This window comes from Ancylobacter terrae (genome assembly GCF_045108345.1).
In the GTDB taxonomy this organism is placed as follows: Bacteria; Pseudomonadota; Alphaproteobacteria; order Rhizobiales; family Xanthobacteraceae; genus Ancylobacter.
In genome coordinates this window covers 117,099-134,806 of the sequence record NZ_JBJGXH010000003.1, presented here as the reverse complement: position 1 = coordinate 134,806, position 17,708 = coordinate 117,099, and the positions used below count along the sequence as shown (strand labels likewise).

General features: G+C 72.6%; 11 protein-coding genes. 4 read left to right on the top strand and 7 right to left on the bottom strand.

Translation table 11 applies throughout. The features are described from left to right. Positions 1-42 precede the first annotated feature (42 nt). Together ACEUEL_RS17145 and ACEUEL_RS17140 are read left to right on the top strand one after the other, a co-directional pair. On the top strand, positions 43-2,172 hold the full coding sequence (locus ACEUEL_RS17145) for a histidine kinase dimerization/phosphoacceptor domain -containing protein (protein ID WP_405707788.1): 2,130 nt from the start codon (positions 43-45) through the stop codon (positions 2,170-2,172). A gap of 19 nt (positions 2,173-2,191) precedes the next feature. Next, entirely contained in the window at positions 2,192-2,800 is a 609-nt protein-coding gene (locus tag ACEUEL_RS17140; RefSeq protein ID WP_405707786.1) for a biliverdin-producing heme oxygenase, read from the top strand. Between the two features lie 49 nt (positions 2,801-2,849). Here ACEUEL_RS17140 and ACEUEL_RS17135 read toward each other — a convergent pair whose 3' ends face one another. The 7 genes from ACEUEL_RS17135 to ACEUEL_RS17105 form a co-directional block, all read right to left on the bottom strand. Beyond that, complete coding sequence (locus ACEUEL_RS17135) at positions 2,850-4,250, bottom strand: FAD-dependent oxidoreductase (RefSeq protein ID WP_405707784.1); 1,401 nt, start codon at positions 4,248-4,250, stop codon at positions 2,850-2,852. 38 nt (positions 4,251-4,288) lie between these two features. Beyond that, positions 4,289-5,404: an ABC transporter ATP-binding protein gene (locus ACEUEL_RS17130; RefSeq protein WP_405707782.1), complete on the bottom strand. Its 1,116-nt coding sequence runs from the start codon at positions 5,402-5,404 to the stop codon at positions 4,289-4,291. A 3-nt stretch (positions 5,405-5,407) separates the two neighbouring features. Continuing rightward, a complete protein-coding gene (locus ACEUEL_RS17125; protein ID WP_405707780.1) occupies positions 5,408-6,259 on the bottom strand; it encodes a carbohydrate ABC transporter permease in 852 nt (283 codons plus the stop codon). Next, the gene (locus tag ACEUEL_RS17120) at positions 6,256-7,125 is read right to left on the bottom strand and encodes a carbohydrate ABC transporter permease (RefSeq protein ID WP_405707779.1); all 870 of its coding nucleotides are present in this window, start codon (positions 7,123-7,125) and stop codon (positions 6,256-6,258) included. The genes ACEUEL_RS17125 and ACEUEL_RS17120 overlap by 4 nt, the downstream gene beginning before the upstream one ends. Before the next feature lie 56 nt (positions 7,126-7,181). Beyond that, complete coding sequence (locus ACEUEL_RS17115) at positions 7,182-8,486, bottom strand: ABC transporter substrate-binding protein (RefSeq protein WP_405707777.1); 1,305 nt, start codon at positions 8,484-8,486, stop codon at positions 7,182-7,184. Positions 8,487-8,533: 47 nt separating this feature from the next. After that, a complete protein-coding gene (locus tag ACEUEL_RS17110; RefSeq protein ID WP_405707776.1) occupies positions 8,534-9,274 on the bottom strand; it encodes a FadR/GntR family transcriptional regulator in 741 nt (246 codons plus the stop codon). A gap of 444 nt (positions 9,275-9,718) precedes the next feature. After that, positions 9,719-10,981, bottom strand: coding sequence for an alpha/beta hydrolase (locus ACEUEL_RS17105; protein WP_405707774.1), 1,263 nt, complete (start codon positions 10,979-10,981; stop codon positions 9,719-9,721). A 272-nt stretch (positions 10,982-11,253) separates the two neighbouring features. Between ACEUEL_RS17105 and addB the strand changes: the two genes are divergently transcribed. After that, on the top strand, positions 11,254-14,307 hold the full coding sequence (gene addB / locus ACEUEL_RS17100) for a double-strand break repair protein AddB (RefSeq protein WP_405707772.1): 3,054 nt from the start codon (positions 11,254-11,256) through the stop codon (positions 14,305-14,307). After that, a complete protein-coding gene (gene addA, locus ACEUEL_RS17095) occupies positions 14,304-17,702 on the top strand; it encodes a double-strand break repair helicase AddA (protein ID WP_405707770.1) in 3,399 nt (1,132 codons plus the stop codon). The genes addB and addA overlap by 4 nt, the downstream gene beginning before the upstream one ends. Positions 17,703-17,708 lie beyond the last annotated feature (6 nt).

Sequence of the window (17,708 nt, the reverse complement as noted above, 5' to 3'; positions counted from 1 at the left end):
CAGGACGTGGTCAAGCGTCCGGCATTGCTCTAATCAGCGCGGATGATCGGTTCCGCGACTGCCCCGGCCGGGCTGACGGCCTGCGACCTCGAACCCATCCATATCCCCGGTTCGATCCAGCCGCACGGCTTCCTCCTCGTGGCGGAAGCCGGCTCGCTGCGCGTCGTCGGCGCCGCCGGCGACGTCGAGGCCCGGCTCACCCCGGACTGGCTGGGCGCGGACTTGCCCACCCTGCTCGGCTGCGATCCGCAGGTGCTGAGACGGTGCATCGGCGAGCCCACCGTTCGGCTCGATCCGGTGGCGGGCCCCGGCGGCATGTTCGACGTGCTGGTGCATTCGGCCGGCGATGCGCTGATCGTCGCGATGGAGGAAGCGCCGCCGATCCGCATGTCCGCCGCCGACATCCTCGCCCGGCTCTACGGCGCCGCCGGCCGGCTGGAACGCGCCGACGATCTGCCGACGCTGTGGCGTGCGGCGGCGCAGGCGTTCCGGCAGCTCACCGGCTATGGCCGGGTGATGATCTACCGGTTCCTGGAGGACGGATCCGGCTCGGTGATCGGCGAGGACCGCGCGCCGCAGATGCGCTCCTTCCTCAATCACCGCTTTCCCGCCGAGGACATTCCCCGCCAGGCCCGCGCGCTCTATGTCCGCAACCGCGTCCGCGTCATCCCTGATGTCGCCTATGTGCCGGCGCCGCTGCGCCCGGCGGAACCGCGGCTCGCGCAGCTCGACCTGAGCGATGTCGAGCTGCGCAGCGTGTCGCCGGTTCACATCCAGTACCTGCGCAACATGGGCGTCGCCGCCTCCGCCTCGGTGTCGATCGTCAAGGACGGGCAGCTGTGGGGGCTCGTCGCCTGCCATGACCATGAGCCCCGCCACCTGCCGCACGAGACGCGGCTCGCCTGCCAGATGCTGGCGGCCGATCTCGCCCGGCAGATCGCCCTGCGCGAGGAGACGGCGCAGTACCGCGAACGGATGCGGTTGCGGCTGGTCGAGGAATCGCTGGTGGCGCGGCTCTCCGCCGAGACGCCGCTCGACGCGGTGATGTCGGCGCATGGCAGCGAGATCTGCGCCGCGCTCGACGCGGACGGCTTCGCCATCGTCTCGGCAACCGCGACGCATGGCGTCGGCAACGCGCCCGCGCCGGCGGACCTGCGCCGTCTCGCCGGCCTGATCGGCGAGCGCGTGCCGCTGCGGGCCTTTGCCACCCACACGCTGCCCGAGACGCTGCCGGAGGCGGCCGACCTCGCGGCGCTGGCGAGCGGCGTCCTGGCCGTTTCCATTCCCGGCGACGAGCCGATGCAGCTGCTCTGGTTCCGCGCCGAGCATGTCCAGGTGATCGAATGGGCCGGCAACCCGCACAAGGCGAGCGGGGACGATCCGAACGCGATCCTCACCCCCCGCGCCTCGTTCGAGGCGTGGCGGCAGACCGTGCGCGGCCAGTCGCGGCCCTGGTCGCCGGCGGAGATCGACACCGCCTCGCGGGTCGCGCGCGGGCTGCTGGAGACGCGCCAGAACCGGCGCATCCGCGATCTCAACGCCAAGCTGAGCGCCACCATCGTCGAGAACGACCGGCTGCTCGAGCACAAGGACTATCTGATGCGCGAGGTGAATCACCGCGTCCAGAACAGCCTGCAGCTCGTCGCCGCCTTCCTGCGCCTCCAGGCACGGCTCGCCGGCGAGGAGGCGACGGTTCACCTCGCCGAGGCCGAGCGCCGGGTCGCCGCCGTTGCGCTGGTGCACCGCCAGCTCCATGGCGGCGACAACATCGAGAACGTCGATCTGGCGCGCTACCTCACCGATCTGTGCGACGAGATCGTCGCCTCGATGGGCGGGGACTGGCGGGACGTCATGCAGCGTGACTTCGCCCCCGTGCTGGTCGCCGCCAACCGGGCGGTGCAGCTCGGCCTGATCCTCACCGAGCTCGTCATCAACACCGCCAAATACGCCTATTCCGGCAAGCCCGGGCCGATCGCCATCAGCCTCGGCCAGCAGGGCGGCCGGCTCCTGCTCGTCGTGCGCGACCGGGGCGCGGGCCATAGCGGCCAGCGACAGGGCTTCGGCACGATGATGCTGAACGCCATGGCGCAGAGTCTCGGCGGCTCCATCGACTATGAGGACAACGCGCCCGGCCTGCGCGCCCGCGTCGTCGCGCCGCTGGCCGCCGACTGAGATGGCCGGGATCGAGCCCGTGCCCGGCGAGCCTTTGCCCGGCGAGCGGATGCGCGAGCGGCTGGCCGGCGCCACCCGCACTGAGCACGCCGCGCTCGACCGGGCGCTGATGGCGGCGCGTCCCTTCGCCGACCGCGCCCGCTACGGCGGCTATCTGCGCGTGCAGCAGGCCCTGCACGCGGACGCCGTGGCGCTCTATGCCTGCGCGGAGCTCGCCGACCTGGTGCACGCCGCCGGCATTGCTCCCCGCCTGCCGCAGGTCGAGGCCGATCTCGCCGATCTCGACCTTGCCATCGGGCACCCGCCCGCCGGCCCGGCACCGGAGGACATGGGAAAGGCGCTCGGCCGGCTCTATGTGATCGAGGGCTCGCGCCTCGGCGCGCGGCATCTGCTGCAGGCCGCGCGTCGGCTCGGCCTTCATGAAACCTTCGGCGCCCGACACCTCGCCCCCGATCCGCGCGGCGTCGACGTCGGCTGGCGTGCCTTCGTCGTGGCGATGGGTGCGCGCGAGTGGACCGAGGCGATGGCGGAAGGCGCCCGCGACGGGTTCGCCTTCGCCCGGCAGGTGGTCGACGCCGTGTTCGCGGGCGAGCGTGCGGATGGGGCCGGCCTCATCGGCGCCGCCTGATCCCGCGCACTCGGCCCGCCCGCATCCCGGCTCGCGCCGGCCCCGGCGATCAGTGGGTGCCGTCGACCACCGCGCCCTGCGCCTTGAGCCGGGCGCGCAGGCTGCCGAGCGGCACGTCGCGCACGTCGTCCACCCGGTTGGCGCTGCTGGCGAGCGCGGCGGCGGTGCCGACCGCCTGTCCCATTGCCATGCAGGTGCCCATCACCCGCGCCGAACCGTGCGCTTCCCGGCTCGCCGACAGGCAGCGCCCGGCCAGCAGCACGTTCTTCAGGCCGCGCGGGATCAGCGCGCCGTAGGGGATGTCGTAGGAGCCGCCGTCCCTGATCGGCTGGCGCAGCTGGTGCGTGCCGGCGCCGTGGATGTCGACGTGATGGGCACCCTTGGCGACGCCGTCCTCGCGCTTGCGCGCGTTCATCACGTCGTCGAAGCTGAGCACATAGTCGCCGAGGATGCGGCGCGTCTCGCGGATGCCGATGCGCGGGGCGATGCCCGAGAACTGCGCCTCCTCGAAGCCCGGCACGCGCTTGGCGAGGAATGTCGCGCAGGTCCACACCTGGTCCATCAGGTCGGGCAGCGCCTGCGTCAGCTTCTCCGTGCGGGTGGCGTCGACATTGGCGATGCGCGTCGAGTTGCAGTAGATCTCGCGCCGCTTCATCGAGACCGGCCCGATGCCGATCAGCGCCGTGCTGTGCAGGTCGCCGGCCGCGATCGCCTCGCGGATCAGCGGCCCGTTGGCGACGAAGAACACCTTGGGGAAGCCCTGCGCGACGAGGCGGCGGATCTGCTCCTCGCGGCTGAGGTCGTCATAGAACGGGTTCTCCGCCGCGGCGACGTTCTCCGGGTGCTCGGCGACGAAGTTCATCAGCCGCGCCGTGTCCACGCCCATCATGCGGAAGACGAGGCTGACCGGCTGCAGCGCGCCGTCCTCGCCGCCCTTCTCGTGCGGCGCGCCGGCGAGATAGGCGAGGTCGCCGTCGCCCGAGCAGTCGATGAACACCTTGGCGGTGACCAGCGTGCGCGCGCTCTTGTTGAGCAGCACGACGCCGGTGACGCGCCCGTCCTGCACCACCACGTCCTCGGCGAAGGTGTAGAGCAGCAGGTTCACGCCCGCCCGCCGCACCACGTTCATCGCCGCGATCTTCATCACCTCGGGATCGACGCACACCACCCAGATAGTGCGCCAGTCGTAGAAGGCGCCGACATAGCCGCCCATCGCCTCGCACGCGTCGAACAGCTCGCGCGCGACGCCGCCCACCACCCATTCGCCGCGCGTGTTGAGGCAGCCGTCGATCGGCAGGCCGCTCACCATCTCGCCGCCGATCATCGGCCCGGCCTCCACCAGCAGCGTGCGCGCGCCGTTCTTTGCGGCGCTGACCGCGGCGGCGATCCCCGCCGCGCCGCCGCCGATGACGACGACATCATAATCTTCCTGATTGAGGCGCTGTGCCATGAAAGGCTCCGATAGGCTGTGCGGGACGACGCGGCGCGTCAGGCGAAACGGCGGAGATTGGCGCCGGTGTCCGGATCGAACAGGTGGATGTCCTCGACGCGCGGGCGCAGATGCACGCTGTCGCCCGGAGCGAAGCCGGCGCGCGGATCGGCGCGGCAGTCGAGCAGCAGCGCCCCCGCCCGCACCTGCAGGATGAGGTCGGGCCCGATCAGTTCGGCGAGCTGGACGGTGCCGCCGACGCGGTCCGGCCCCGGCTCGGGCAGCGGCTCGAGGCTCTCCGCCCTGATGCCGGCGATCACCGCCCGTCCCGCCGCCGCCTCGAGGTCGGCCACGGGTCCCAGCGGGATGCGGATGTCGCCGGCGATGAGGACGGGCCCGCCCGCCGCGCGCTCCAGCCGCGCGGCGAACTGGTTGATCTCGCGCTCGCCGAGAAAGCCGGCGACGAAGCGGTTGGCCGGCCGGTTGTAGATCTCGGCCGGCGTGCCGAGCTGCTGCAGCCGCCCGCCGGCGAACACCGCGATGCGGCTCGACAGCGACATCGCCTCGGCCTGGTCGTGCGTCACATAGACGATGGTGGAGCCGATCCGCGCATGCAGCGCCTTGATGTCCTGCCGCATGCGGATGCGCAGCCGCGCGTCGAGGTTGGAGAGCGGCTCGTCGAGCAGGAATACCTTGGGATCCCGCACCATGGCGCGCCCCAGCGCCACGCGCTGCTGCTGGCCGCCGGAAAGCTCCTTCGGGTAGCGGGCGAGCAGGTCGCCGACGCCGAGCATCTCCGCCACCGCCTTCACCCGCGCCTCGATCTCGCCGGACGGGACGCGCCGCCGTGCGCGCAGCGGGAAGGCGATGTTCTCGAAGATCGTCATGTGCGGGTAGAGCGCGTAGTTCTGGAACACCATGGCGATGTCCCGCTTGTCGGGGCTCAGCTCGTTGACCACGCGCCCGGCGATGGCGATTTCGCCCTGCTCCATCGGCAGCAGGCCCGCGAGCAGGTTGAGCGTGGTCGACTTGCCCGAGCCCGAGGGCCCTAGCAGCGAGATGAACTCGCCCTCCGCGATGGACAGGTTCAGGTCGTCGAGCGCCGTCACCTTGCCGAAGCGCTTGGTGACCGAGCGAAAGCTCACATGGTTCATGGCAGTACCCGCGACGCTCATGGCTCAACCCTTCACGCTGCCGCCGGTGACGCCGGACAGGAAGTAGCGCTGGAAGGCCACGAAGAGGATGATGAGGGGGGCCGTCGAGACCATGGCGCCGGCGGTGAGCGGGCCCCATTCGCGGCCGTAATAGCCGAGGAAGTTGTAGATCGCGATCGGCAGGGTGCGGACGTCGTTGTTGGTCGTCATGACCAGCGCGACGACGAAGTCGTTCCAGGCGAAGGTGAGCACGAACAGGCCCGCCGCCACCAGGCCGGTGGTGGAGAGCGGCAGGATCACCCGGCGGATGGCGGCGAGCCGCGAATAGCCGTCGATCATCGCCGCCCGTTCCAGCTCCACCGGGATGGTCTGGAAGAAGGCCTGCAGGATCCACACCGTCATCGGCAGCTCGTAGGCGGCGTAGAGCAGCACGAGTCCGGTGCGGGTGTTGAGCAGGCCGAGATCGACCATGAAGCCGAAGGTCGGCACCAGCAGCGAGGAGATCGGCACGCTCATCACCGCGACGATGACCAGCAGCACGAGCGAGCGGCCCCGGAAGGCGAAGCGGGCGAGCGAATAGCCCGCCAGCGCACCGACCGCGAGGCAGACGAGGATGGTGAAGAACGACACCACCACGCTGTTGAACACGTAGTGCAGCACGTTCTGCTGCCAGAGCGTGGCGTAATGCTCGAAGCTCACCTGCGAGGGGATGAACTCGGGCGGGTAGGCCATGATGCGGTTGGCCGGCTTGAGCGAGGTCGACAACCCCCACAGGATGGGGAACAGGCAGATCAGCGCGATCAGCGCCGTGACGACCGCGTCCACCGTGCGCCGCGCCAGGATGCGGGTGCGATAGCTCGGATTCCGGTAGCTCATGCCTGCTGCTCCTTGGCGCGGAAGAGGCGGACGACGAGGAGGATCAGGATCACGTTGAACACGAACAGCATCAGCGCGAAGGCGTTGGCGATGCCGAGCCGGTAGTCCTGGAAGCCGGTGCGGTAGAGCTGGAGGCCGATGATGTTCGTCGCATCGCTCGGGCCGCCGCCGGTGAGGATCAGCGGGAAGGTGAGGATGTTGGCGAAGTGGATGATCAGCCGCACCAGCGTGATCAGGATCGGCAGCCGCATCAGCGGCAGGGTGATGCGGACGAAACGCCGCCACGGCCCGGCGCCGTCGACGCGGGCGGCGTCGTAGAGCTGCAGCGGCACGCTCTTCAGCCCGGCCATCAGCAGGATCATGGCGAAGGCCGCGTCCCGCCACATGGCGTTGAACACCAGCGCGCCCATCGCGTTGGTGGGATCGGCGAGGATGGTGACGTCGCCGAGCCCGAACGGGGCGAGGGCGAAGTTCATCAGCCCCGCCTCGCGCGAGAACACCCACTTCAGCAGCATGGAGCCCACCAGCATCGAGATGGTGAAGGGCACCAGCACGACGGCGCGGCCGAACACGTGCAGCCGGCTGTCGCGTTCGAGGAACAGCGCCAGCGCGAAGCCGGCGACGAAGGTGAAGATGAGCGCGAAGAAGGTGAACACGCCGGTCAGCCACAGGCTGCGCATCACCGTCGGCGAGGTGATCACCGCCCAGTAGTTGCCCAGCCCGACGAAGTCGGTGCGCTCGAGGAAGTCGACCTTGTAGAGGCTGAGGAAGGCGCCGATCCCGAGCGGGATCGCCACGAAGACGAACTCCATGGCGAGGAAGGGCGCCACCAGCCACCAGGCGGTCCGGTACGATCCGTCGGTCATGATGGGTCAGGGTCCGGTGGGCGGGTCGGGCCGGGCAGGAGGCTCGGTTCTCGCGCCTATTGCCGCTCGGTGAACTTCGCCTCGGCTTCCTTCAGCGCCTTGGCGGCGTCGGCCTCGCCGAGCACGACGCGGTGGACGGCGGCGTTGAGATCGGCGTCGAAGCGGGCGGTGTTGCAGCGGGTCGGCAGCATGAAGCTCCAGTCCGACCAGGCCTTCTGCATGGTCCGCATATAGGCGAATTGCGGCGTCTGGAATTTGGGGTCGTCGAACACCGAGCTTCGCGTCGGCACCTGGCCGCCGACGGTCGACCACAGCAGCACGCCGTCCTTGCTGATCAGGTAGTCGATGAATGTCGTCGCGGCGGCGAGGTTCTTCGAGTTGCGCCACGCCGCCAGGAACCACCCCGTGACGATCTGCGGTCCCGAGCGCGCCCCGTCCCAGGTCGGCCACGGCATCACCGCGAGGTTCGCGGCGCCGTTCCAGGTCGCCGACTTCACCGCGTTCTCGTAGCGGGCGAAGGGAGCGACCACCATGGCGTAGCGGCCGGCGGCGAACTGCTCCAGCAGGTCGTCGGTGTTGTTCACCAGCGCCTCGCGCGGCATCACCTTGTCGGTGGTGATCCAGCCGGCATGGGTGGCGATCGCCTTCTCGCCGGCCGGCGTCGCGTAATGGGGGGTGCAGGCGGCGCCGTCCCACACCTCCGGCTGGCCGGACTGGATCATCGGCACGATGGCGGTGGTGCCGGCGGTGCGCTCCACCGAGAGCGGCGCGCCGATGCCCCAGACATCCGGCGTGCCGTCGCCATTGGTGTCCTTGGTCAGCTTCTTCGCCGCGTCGGTGAGCTGGTCCCACGTCTTCAGCGTGGCGGGATCGATGCCGGCCTGCGCGAACAGGTCCTTGCGGTAGAAGATCGTCGCCGTCGCCGGGAACAGCGGCACGGCATAGCGCCCGCCATCGACCTTGGCGGCATCCCAGGCGGCGCGCATGTAGAAATCGCCGTCCGCCCCGGCCGGCCAGCCGGCGATGAAGGCCTTCTCGAGATCGGCGGTGGCGTTCGACTTCACCACCGCGCCGAGATTCTCCGCATTGACGAAGACCACGTCCGGCGCGGTGCCGGTGCGGTGGCCGAGCAGGAACTTGGCGCCGAGTTCCGAGAAGACCTGCGGCTCCACCTTGATGGTGATGCCCGGATTCGCCGCCTCGAACTGGGTGATGAGCTCCTTGAAGGCCCGGTCGCGCCCCGTCGCCTTGGAGGGGTCGAGGAACGTCCAGACGGTGACGGTCTGTGCGGCGGCCGCCGTGGCCGTGACCCCGAGGGCCAGGGCGCCGAGGAGCGCGGCCGCGCCGTGCAGGTGCTTCATGGTCTTCCTCCCAATGGTCGCGGCACTTTGCGTGCTCTGCGAAATGCTCACTCGTCGATCTGCTCGAAGTACCTCTTGCGGATGCGATCCATCAGGCGCTGCATCGCCTCGACGGCTTCGCCGCGGTCGCGGCGGGCGAGAGCGTCGTAGATGGCGCGGCGGTCCTTCAGCGCCTGGACATGGTGCTCGGGCTTGACGACGCGGTCGCGGATGGTCCGCCACATCTCGCCGGCGCGCATTTCCCAGAGGTCGCGGATGACGCCGACCAGGATGGTGTTGCGCGAGGCTTTCGCGATCACGTCGTGGAAGGCGAAGCGGTGGGCTTCCGCCGCCGGCCCGTCGAGGTCGCGCTCCATCGCGTCGAGCAGCTCCGCGAGCTTGGCGAGTTCCGCATCGTCGATATGGAGCGCGGCATCGCCCGCCGCGGCGCCCTCGATCAGTTCGCGCGCCCGGAACTGCTCGTGCGGGCCGGGGCCGGGATCGCCGCGCTTTTCCCATGGCACGCGGGCGGCAGGGTCGGGGCCGCGGCGCACATAGGTGCCGTCGCCGACCTTCACCTCGATCAGTCCCATGGTTTCGAGCGCGATCATCGCCTCGCGCACCGTGGTCCGGCTCACCTGGAACTGGCGGGCGAGGTCGCGCTCCGCCGGCAGCTGGGTGCCCGGCGGCAGCGGTGCCTGCCGGATGTGCTCGGCGATCTGGCGGGCGATGGCGACGTAGAGGCGCGGCTGCTCGATCGCCTGGAACACCGGCTTCTTCGGATCGGCGAGGTCAGATCGATCCGTCACGTCACCCCTCCAGAGGTCCAACGGTCCAGTGGTTGGACCATTGAGATTATTCATCACACCTGCGGCTCGAACGCAAGGGGCCGTCGTGCCGATGATCTGCGTCCGTTGCGGCGATGTCCGGTGGAAGCCCTGCCCGTCGAACGTCCCGCTCAGCCGGACGCGGGCGCCCACGGGCGCCTCGTCGGGCGGTCCGGTTGCGGAAATACCTGCGCAGCCGCCGTTATCGGCCCGCGGATGCCCGCGCCGCGCCGACCGCCCACGCGCATCGGCGCAACGGGGCGAGGCCACGACGGCGGGCGCCGTCGGACGACTCGATTGTCGAGAGCAGGGATGGGTTTTTGAGACGGCAGGCCCCGCCCGGGGGGCCGAAGCGACAGGAGAACGGTCACGTAGCGGGCCGCGATCCCGCCGCGTCACCCGGGCCGCGGCTGCGGCCGGCCGGCGTCACTCCGCCGCGGGCGGGGGCGCCAGCACCTCGGAGGGCTTCTCGCTGTCGGTCATGCTGTTGCCGAGGCTCTTCACCTGGGCGTTGTAATTGCTGCGCGTGTGCGGATCGACCACCGCGACCGGCGCCGCGACGATGACACCGGCGGCGGTGCCGACGGCGGCCGCGGTGCCCGCCGTCGCCTCGATGATCTTGTCGCCGATCCCGACGCGGGAATCGCTGATGGTCTGGCCCTCGGCGAGGCGCTTGCCGATCATCTGCACCACTTCCGGGCTCTCGGCGAACTTGCCGTGGTTCAGCGGGTCGCCGGTGCGCAGCTTGGTGAGGTCCACCACGGTGATCTTGCCGCGCTCGAAGGCGCTCTTGTAGGGCTCCTTGTCGGGATCGACGGCCCCCAGCCGGTCGACCCCGCCCCAGACCCGGCGCGACACCGCCAGCGCCTTGTCGTCGCGCGACACGAACACGGTGATGTTCGGCCGCGGCTCGCCCATGTCGTAGACCTGGGTGCGGAACACGTCGACGTCGACGTCCGGCGCCGCCAGCACGATGTTCTGGATCTTCGCCGGGATCCGCTTGTTGCGGATCGCCATCTGCCGCAGCGCTTCCACCGTCACCCAGTTGCCCATGGAATGGGCCATCACGGTGATCTCGCCCACCTGCGGGTCGGCGGCGATGTAGGTCAGCAGCCGCTCCAGCGCGTCGCGCGAATAATTGGTGCTCTCGCGGTCGTAGCCATAGGCGAGCACGCTGCCGCGCGAGGGCCAGGTGAACAGGATCGGCACCACCGGCGCGCCGGAATCGTGGATGATCTGGGCGTAGCGGAAGACGGCGTCGTCGAAGCGGTTGTTGAAGCCGTGGATGAACACCATCACCCGCCGGCCCGGCGTCTGCTTGAGCCTGCTGCTGAACCAGGTCAGCGCCTGGTCGCGGTTTATGATGTCGGCGCGGGTGGTGACGAAGTCGGTCTGCGGGTTGCCCGGCACGCGCTTCGGCCACTGCACCTCGCCGATCTTGCGCGCCGAATCGGGCGGCAGCGATACGGTGATGTTGGCGAAGGACAGCGTCGGCCGGCCGCGCTCGCCGGTGAACATGTCGGCCGGGTTCGCGGAGGGCAGGCGCGTGGTGGCGACCAGCATGTCGACCCGGCTGGTGCCCTCGACCGGGTCGCCGACCGGAACCAGCACGCCCTCCGGCGTCCCCGCGCAGGCGGCCAGCGTCAGCCCCAGCACGGCGAAGATCGCGCCTCTCACCGCCGACATCATCGGGTTGCTGCTCCGCTCGCTCGTCCTGCCTCTATCCGCGAAGACACCGTCGGTGGCAAGGCTGGTAGGCAGGGATGGGAGGATGGCGGAACGCTTTGGCGCGAACTGTCTGATTCAGGACACGCTGCGCGCGCCGCGGGGGAACGGGGGAGCGGCCGTGGGCGCGCCCGCCCGGCTCCGGCGCCGGCATTGGCCGTTTCCCGCTGCCGGCTGGCGCGAATCCCCCCGTTCCGCCCTATAGTGCCGTGCCCTCCCCTGCTCGCTCAGGCGCCATGCTCCCCTCCCGCGGTCCCCGCCTCTTCACCATCCCGGCCTCCGCGCCCTTCCTGCCGGCGCTGGCGCAGGCGCTGCTCGACGGCCGGCTGGTGGAGGGCTTCGCCCCGCGCGGCGACCCCCTTGCGCTCGCCCGCGCCACCGTCTACCTGCCGACCCGCCGCGCGGGACGCCTGTTCGGCGAGGCGCTGCTCGCGGCCGCGCCGGGCGGGGCGACGCTGCTGCCGCGCATCGTGCCGCTCGGCGATGTCGACGAGGACGCCAACGCCTTCGCCGAGAACCTGCCCGATCCGCCGGTCCCGGTGCCGGGGATGACCCGCCGGCTGGCGCTCGCCCGCCTGGTCGGCGCCTGGCGCCGGGCGCTGGTCGCCGGCGACGCACGCGCCGACGTCGCCGCCGGGGCGGGCTCGGAACTCGCGCTGGCCGATGCGCTGGCCGGGCTGATCGACGAGATGGCGGTGCAGCGGGTCGATTGGACGAGGCTCGACGACCTCGTGCCCGGCGAGCACGACCGCTACTGGGACATGGCACTCGATTTCCTCAAGATCGCCCGCCACGCCTGGCCCGCCTTCCTGGAGGAGAACGGCTATGGCGAGGCCAGCGAGCGGCAGGCCCGCCTCGCCGAGGCCGAGGCGAAGCGGCTCGAATCGCTCGGCGCGGCGGCGGGGCCGGTGGTGGCGGCGGGCTCGACCGGCTCGATGCCGGCGACGCTGCACCTCCTGCGCGCCATCGCCCGGCTGCCGCGCGGCGCCGTGGTGCTGCCGGGCCTCGACCCGCGCCTCGCCGATGCCGAGCGGATCGAACTGGTGGCCGGCGCCGAGCCGGCGCCGAGCCACCCCCAGTACGGTCTCGCCCGTCTGATGATCCGCCTGGGCGCCACGCGCGATCAGGTGGTCGAGTTGGTGCCGCCCGCCCCGCATGGCCGCGAGGCGCTGCTCGGCGAGGCGCTGCGCCCGGTCGCGACCACCGACGCCTGGGCGGATCTCTCCCGCCGCCTGCCGCCGCCGGCGCTCGACGCCGCGCTCGCCGGGCTCACCTTGGTCGAGGCGGACGATACCCGCGAGGAGGCGCTGGTCATCGCCTTCGCCCTGCGCGAGGTGCTGGACCGTCCCGGCGCCACCGGCGCGCTGATCACGCCGGATCGCGATCTCGCCCGGCGCGTCGCGGCGGAGCTGCTGCGCTTCGGCGTCGCCATCGACGATTCCGCCGGCGAGCCGCTGGCCGACACCCCTGCGGGGCGCTTCGCCCGCCTTGTCGCCGATGCCGCCGCCGGGGCGCTGGCGCCGCGGCCGCTGGCCGGGCTGCTGCGCCATCCGCTCGCCCGCTTCGGGCTTTCGCGGGAGGAACTGCAGGCCGCGGCCGATGCGCTGGAACTGCTCGTGCTGCGCGGCCCCCGCCCGGCGCCCGGCGCGGCCGGGCTCGCCGCCGCCGTGGCCGGCTTCAGCGCCGAGGGGCGGCACCGCACCGATCCGCGGCTGCGGCTCGATGCGGCGGCGATCGCGCAAGCCTCCGACCTCGCCGCCCGCATCGGCGCCGCGCTCGGCCCGCTGCTGGCGCTCGGCGAGGGCGAGCCGCCCTTCGCCGCGCTGGTCGCCGCCCACAGGGCTGCGCTCGCCGCCGCCGGGGAGATCGCCGGCGCGTCGGGCGAGGGCGAACTCGCGGACGTCTTCGAGCGCATGGCCGAGGCCAGCGAGCATGCCGCGCCGATGACGCTCGCCGACTATGCCGCCGCGCTGCCGCTGCTGCTGGGTGACGCGGTGGTGCGCCCGCCGGCGGGGGAGGGCGCGCGCATCCGCATCCTCGGCCCGCTCGAGGCGCGCCTGACCGCTTTCGACCGGGTCATCCTCGGCTGCCTGGTCGAGGATGTCTGGCCCGGCGCGGGCCGCAGCGACCCGTGGCTCAGCCGGCCGATGCGGGCGAGCCTCGGGCTGGAGGCGCCCGAACGCCGCATCGGCCTCGCCGCGCACGATTTCGTGCAGGCCTGCGGGGCGCCCGAGCTGATCCTCTCCCGGCCCGCCAAGCTCGCCGGCGCGCCGACCGTGCCCTCGCGCTTCCAGCAGCGGCTGGAGGCGGTGAGCGGTGCCGAGCGCTGGGCGCTGGCGCGAGCCCGCGGCGATGTGGTCCGCCGCCGGGCCGCCCGGCTGGACACGGATCCGCCCGGCCGCCGGGCCGCGCGCCCGATGCCGACGCCGAAGCTGGAGCTGCGCCCGACCCGGCTCAGCGTCACCGAGATCGAGACCTTCCTGCGCGATCCCTATTCGATCTATGCCCGCCATGTGCTGAAGCTGAACCCGCTCGACGCGCTCGACGAGACGCCGGGCGGCGCCGAGCGCGGCACCGCCATCCACGAAGCGCTCGGCGCCTTCGCGGGCGCCTTTCCCGAGGCGCTGCCGGCGGATGCGCTGGCTCGCCTGCTCGCGTTCGGCCGCGCCGCCTTCCGCGACCTCGAGGCGTTTCCCGCCGAGCACGCGGTGTGGTGGGCGCGCTTCGAGCGTCTCGCCGGCTGGTATGTCGCCTGGGAGCGCGAGCGCCGGCCCGAGCTTGCCGCACTGGTCGTCGAGACCGGCGGGCGGCTCGACATTCCGCTGCCCGCCCCGCGCGGCGCCTTTGTCCTCACCGCCCGCGCCGACCGCATCGAGCGCCGGCGGGCCGACGGGCGCCTCGTCATCGTGGATTTCAAGACCGGCACCGTGCCCTCCGCGAAGCAGGTGGCGCAGTTCTCCCCGCAATTGCCGCTGGAGGCCGCCATCGCCGCCGCCGGCGGCTTCCGCGACGTGCCGGCGGGGCCTGCCGCCGACCTCGTCCATGTGAAGCTCGGCGGCGGCAGCCCGCCGCTGGAGGAGAAGGGCGCGCTCGCCCCCGGCTGGACCGCCGAAAGCCTCGCCGCCGCGACGCTGGAGCGGCTCGCCGGCCTCGTGCGCGCCTTCGAGAACGAGCGCCAGCCCTATGTGGCGCTGAAGCGGCCCATGTTCGCCGGCCGCTTCGGCGACTACGATCACCTCGCGCGGGTCGGGGAATGGTCGGTCGGCGAGGGCGAGGAGGGCGAGGCATGAGCGCGTCCCCCCCCGCATCGCCCGGCACGCTCGCCGCCACCGCCCTGCAGACACAGGCCTCCGATCCGCTGATCTCGGCCTGGGTCTCGGCCAATGCCGGCTCCGGCAAGACCCATGTGCTGGCGCGGCGCGTCATCCGCCTGCTGCTGCGCGGCGTCGAGCCGGGGCGCGTCCTGTGCCTCACCTATACCAAGGCGGCGGCCGCCAACATGGCCAACCGCGTGCTGCGCGACCTGCGCAAATGGGTGAGCCTCGACGATGCCGCCCTCGATGAGGCGATCCTCGCCACCGATGGCGGCAAGCCCGATGCCGGCCGCCGCGCCCGCGCCCGCCGCCTCTTCGCCGCCGCGCTGGAGACGCCGGGCGGGCTGAAGATCCAGACCATCCATGCCTTCTGCGGTGCCCTGCTGCACCGCTTCCCCTTCGAGGCGGGCGTGCCAGCCGGCTTCCGCGAACTCGACGAGCCGGGCCGCGACGAGCTGCTCGCCCGCGTGCGCGCCGGCGTCGTGCTCGAGGCGGCGGGCCGGCCCGATACCCCGCTCGGGCGGGCCTTCGCGCTCCTGGTGGCGGAACTGGGCGACGGCGACCTCGACGAGTTCGTCGCCGCGCTCACCGCCCATCCCGCGCGTCTCGCCGCCGGCCCCACTGAGGTCGCCGCGCTGGTCGGCCTGCCGGCCGGCGTCGAGGCCGGCGCGATCGAGGCCCGCATCGTCACCGAGGCCACCATTGCGCGCGGCGCCTGGCGCGGCCTCGGCGAGGCGCTGGTGGCGGAGGGCGGCAATGCCGGCAAGCGCGGCGCGGCGCTGCTCGCCGCCGACGCGGCCCCGCCCGGCGCGGTGGCCGACCTCTACGCCCGCGTCTTCCTCAACGCCAAGGGGGAGGGCCTGGCCGACAGCAGCCTCGGCAAGAAGGACTCGCCCCACCGCCCCGCGCTGATGGCCGAGCGCGACCGTGTCGCCGGCCTGAACGCCCTCCTGATCGCCGCTCGCGCCGCTGAGCGCACGCTCGCCGCGCTGACGCTCGGGCGCGCGGCGCTGGCCCGCTACGAGGCCGCCAAGCGCGCCCGCGGCGTGCTCGACTTCGCCGATCTCGTCACCGCCGCCCGCAAGCTGCTGAACTCCGGCGCCTCGGCCTGGGTGCATTACAAGCTCGACCAGGGCATCGACCATGTGCTGGTCGACGAGGCGCAGGACACCAGCCCCGAGCAATGGGCGGTGATCGAGCCGCTGGTGGCCGAGTTCTTCGCGGGCGAGGGCACCCGTCCGGGGGGGCGCGAACGGCCCCGCACGCTGTTCGTGGTCGGCGACGAGAAGCAGTCGATCTTCTCCTTCCAGGGCGCCGATCCCCGCCGCTTCGACGCCATGCGGCGCGAGTTCGAGGCGCGCGTGCCGGACAGCGCCTTCGCCCATGTGCGGCTGCGCCATTCCTTCCGCTCCGCCCCGCGCCTGCTCGCGGCGGTGGACGAGGTGTTCGCCCGCGAGGCCGCCCATGCCGGGCTGACCGCCCAGCCCGAGCGCACCGTGCACGAGGCGATCCACGGCCACCTGCCCGCGCTGGTCGAACTCTGGGACATCGAGGCGCCCGGCGAGGCGCCGGAGGTCGACGCCTGGCAGAACCCGCTCGACGCCCCGCGCGAGGACGATCCGGTGAGCCGGCTGGCGGGCAAGATCGCCGCCCATGTCGCCGCCCGCATCGAGGGGCGCCACCCGGTGGCGACGCGGGACGGCGTGCGCCCGATCCGCCCGGGCGATTTCCTCGTGCTGGTGCGCCGGCGCGGCGGCCTGTTCGAGGCGGTGATTCGGGCTCTGAAGGGCGCGGGGGTGAATGTGGCTGGCGCCGACCGGCTCGTGGTCGCCCGCCACATCGCGGTGATGGACGTGATGGCGCTCGGCGATGCGCTGCTCTCGCGCGACGACGAACTGGCGCTCGCCTGCGTGCTGAAGAGCCCGCTGTTCGGCCTCGACGACGACGACCTGATCGAACTCGCCGCCCGCCGCACGGGCCGCCTGCACGACGCGCTGATGGCGCGGGCCGGCGAGAATCCGCGCTGGGCGCGGGCGGCGGGCGCGCTCGCCCGGCTCGCGCCGGAGGCCCTGGCGTTGCGCCCGTTCGACTTCTACGCCCGCGTGCTCGGCCGCGAGCGGGGGCGGGCGCGGATGATCGCCCGGCTCGGCACCGAGGCGGCCGACGCGCTCGACGAGATGCTGAACCTCGCCCGCGCCTATGAGAGCGTCGAGACGCCGACGCTGGCCGGCTTCCTCGCCTTCCTGCGCCGCGGCGGCGCCGACACCAAGCGCGACATGGAGGCGGGGCGCGACGAGGTGCGGGTGATGACCGTGCACGGCGCCAAGGGGCTGGAGGCGCCCTATGTCATCCTCGCCGACACCGTGGCGCTGCCCGACGCCAAGCTCGCCGGCGGCCTGCTGCCGGTGGAGAGCGGCGGGCGGCCCGCGCTGCTCTTCGCCCGGCGCAAGGAGGACGACCCCCCGGCGATGACGCTGGCGCGCGGCGCCGCCGACGCGGCACGGCTCGAGGAATACCGGCGCCTGCTCTATGTCGCGCTGACGCGGGCCGAGACCGCGCTGGTGGTCTGCGGCGCGCAGGGCCGCAACGCCCGCAAGCCCGAATGCTGGTACGACCTCGTGCGCACCGCGCTGGAACCCGAGGCGGTCGAGGTCGCCGCGACCGGTTTCGACGGCACCGTGCTCAGCTGGCGGCCCGAGCTGGAGCTGCCGCTGCCGGCGCCGGAGGAGGCCCCTGCCGCGGTCGGCGAGGAGATCCTGCCGCCCGACCCCGACTGGGCGCGGCTCGAGGCCCCGACGCCCGCCCCGCGCCGGCTCGCGCCCTCCGCCACCGGTCCGGCGCCGGGCGCCCAGGCGGCCGAGAGCCTGCGGCGCGGCGATATCATCCACCGCCTCATCGCCGGCCTCGCCCCCCTGGAGGGCGCCGCGCGCGACATCGCCGGACGGCGCCTCATCGAGAACCACGCGCCCGACTGGCCGCCGGCGCAGCGCGAGGGCGTGCTCGCCGAGGCGCGGGCGACGCTGGAGGCGCCGGAACTCGCCGCGCTGTTCGTCGCCGACAGCGTGCCCGAGGTGGCGCTCGCCGGCGAGGCGGTGCCGGGGCTTGCGGTCTCGGGGCGAATCGACCGGCTCGCCGTAGAGGCCGGGCGCGTGCTGATCGCCGACTTCAAGACCGACGCGCGGCCCCCCCGCGAGGGCGAGCCGGCGCGGGCCGAGCATGTGCGCCAGCTCGCGCTCTATGTCGGCGTGGTCGAAAAGCTGTTTCCCGGCAAGGCGGTCGAGGCGCTGCTGGTCTACACCGCCGGGCCCCGCGTCCATGCGCTTTCCGCAGGGGAGATCGGCGCCGCGCTGGCCGGGCTCACGTCGCCGTGACGCGCG

Excerpts from the sequence above, each read along its gene's own strand:
- addA (WP_405707770.1), top strand. The coding sequence starts at position 14,304 with ATGAGCGCGTCCCCCCCCGCATCGCCCGGCACGCTCGCCGCCACCGCC.
- addB (WP_405707772.1), top strand. The coding sequence starts at position 11,254 with ATGCTCCCCTCCCGCGGTCCCCGCCTCTTCACCATCCCGGCCTCCGCG.
- ACEUEL_RS17105 (WP_405707774.1), bottom strand. The coding sequence starts at position 10,981 with ATGATGTCGGCGGTGAGAGGCGCGATCTTCGCCGTGCTGGGGCTGACG.
- ACEUEL_RS17135 (WP_405707784.1), bottom strand. The coding sequence starts at position 4,250 with ATGGCACAGCGCCTCAATCAGGAAGATTATGATGTCGTCGTCATCGGC.
- ACEUEL_RS17115 (WP_405707777.1), bottom strand. The coding sequence starts at position 8,486 with ATGAAGCACCTGCACGGCGCGGCCGCGCTCCTCGGCGCCCTGGCCCTC.
- ACEUEL_RS17120 (WP_405707779.1), bottom strand. The coding sequence starts at position 7,125 with ATGACCGACGGATCGTACCGGACCGCCTGGTGGCTGGTGGCGCCCTTC.
- ACEUEL_RS17130 (WP_405707782.1), bottom strand. The coding sequence starts at position 5,404 with ATGAGCGTCGCGGGTACTGCCATGAACCATGTGAGCTTTCGCTCGGTC.
- ACEUEL_RS17145 (WP_405707788.1), top strand. The coding sequence starts at position 43 with ATGATCGGTTCCGCGACTGCCCCGGCCGGGCTGACGGCCTGCGACCTC.
- ACEUEL_RS17125 (WP_405707780.1), bottom strand. The coding sequence starts at position 6,259 with ATGAGCTACCGGAATCCGAGCTATCGCACCCGCATCCTGGCGCGGCGC.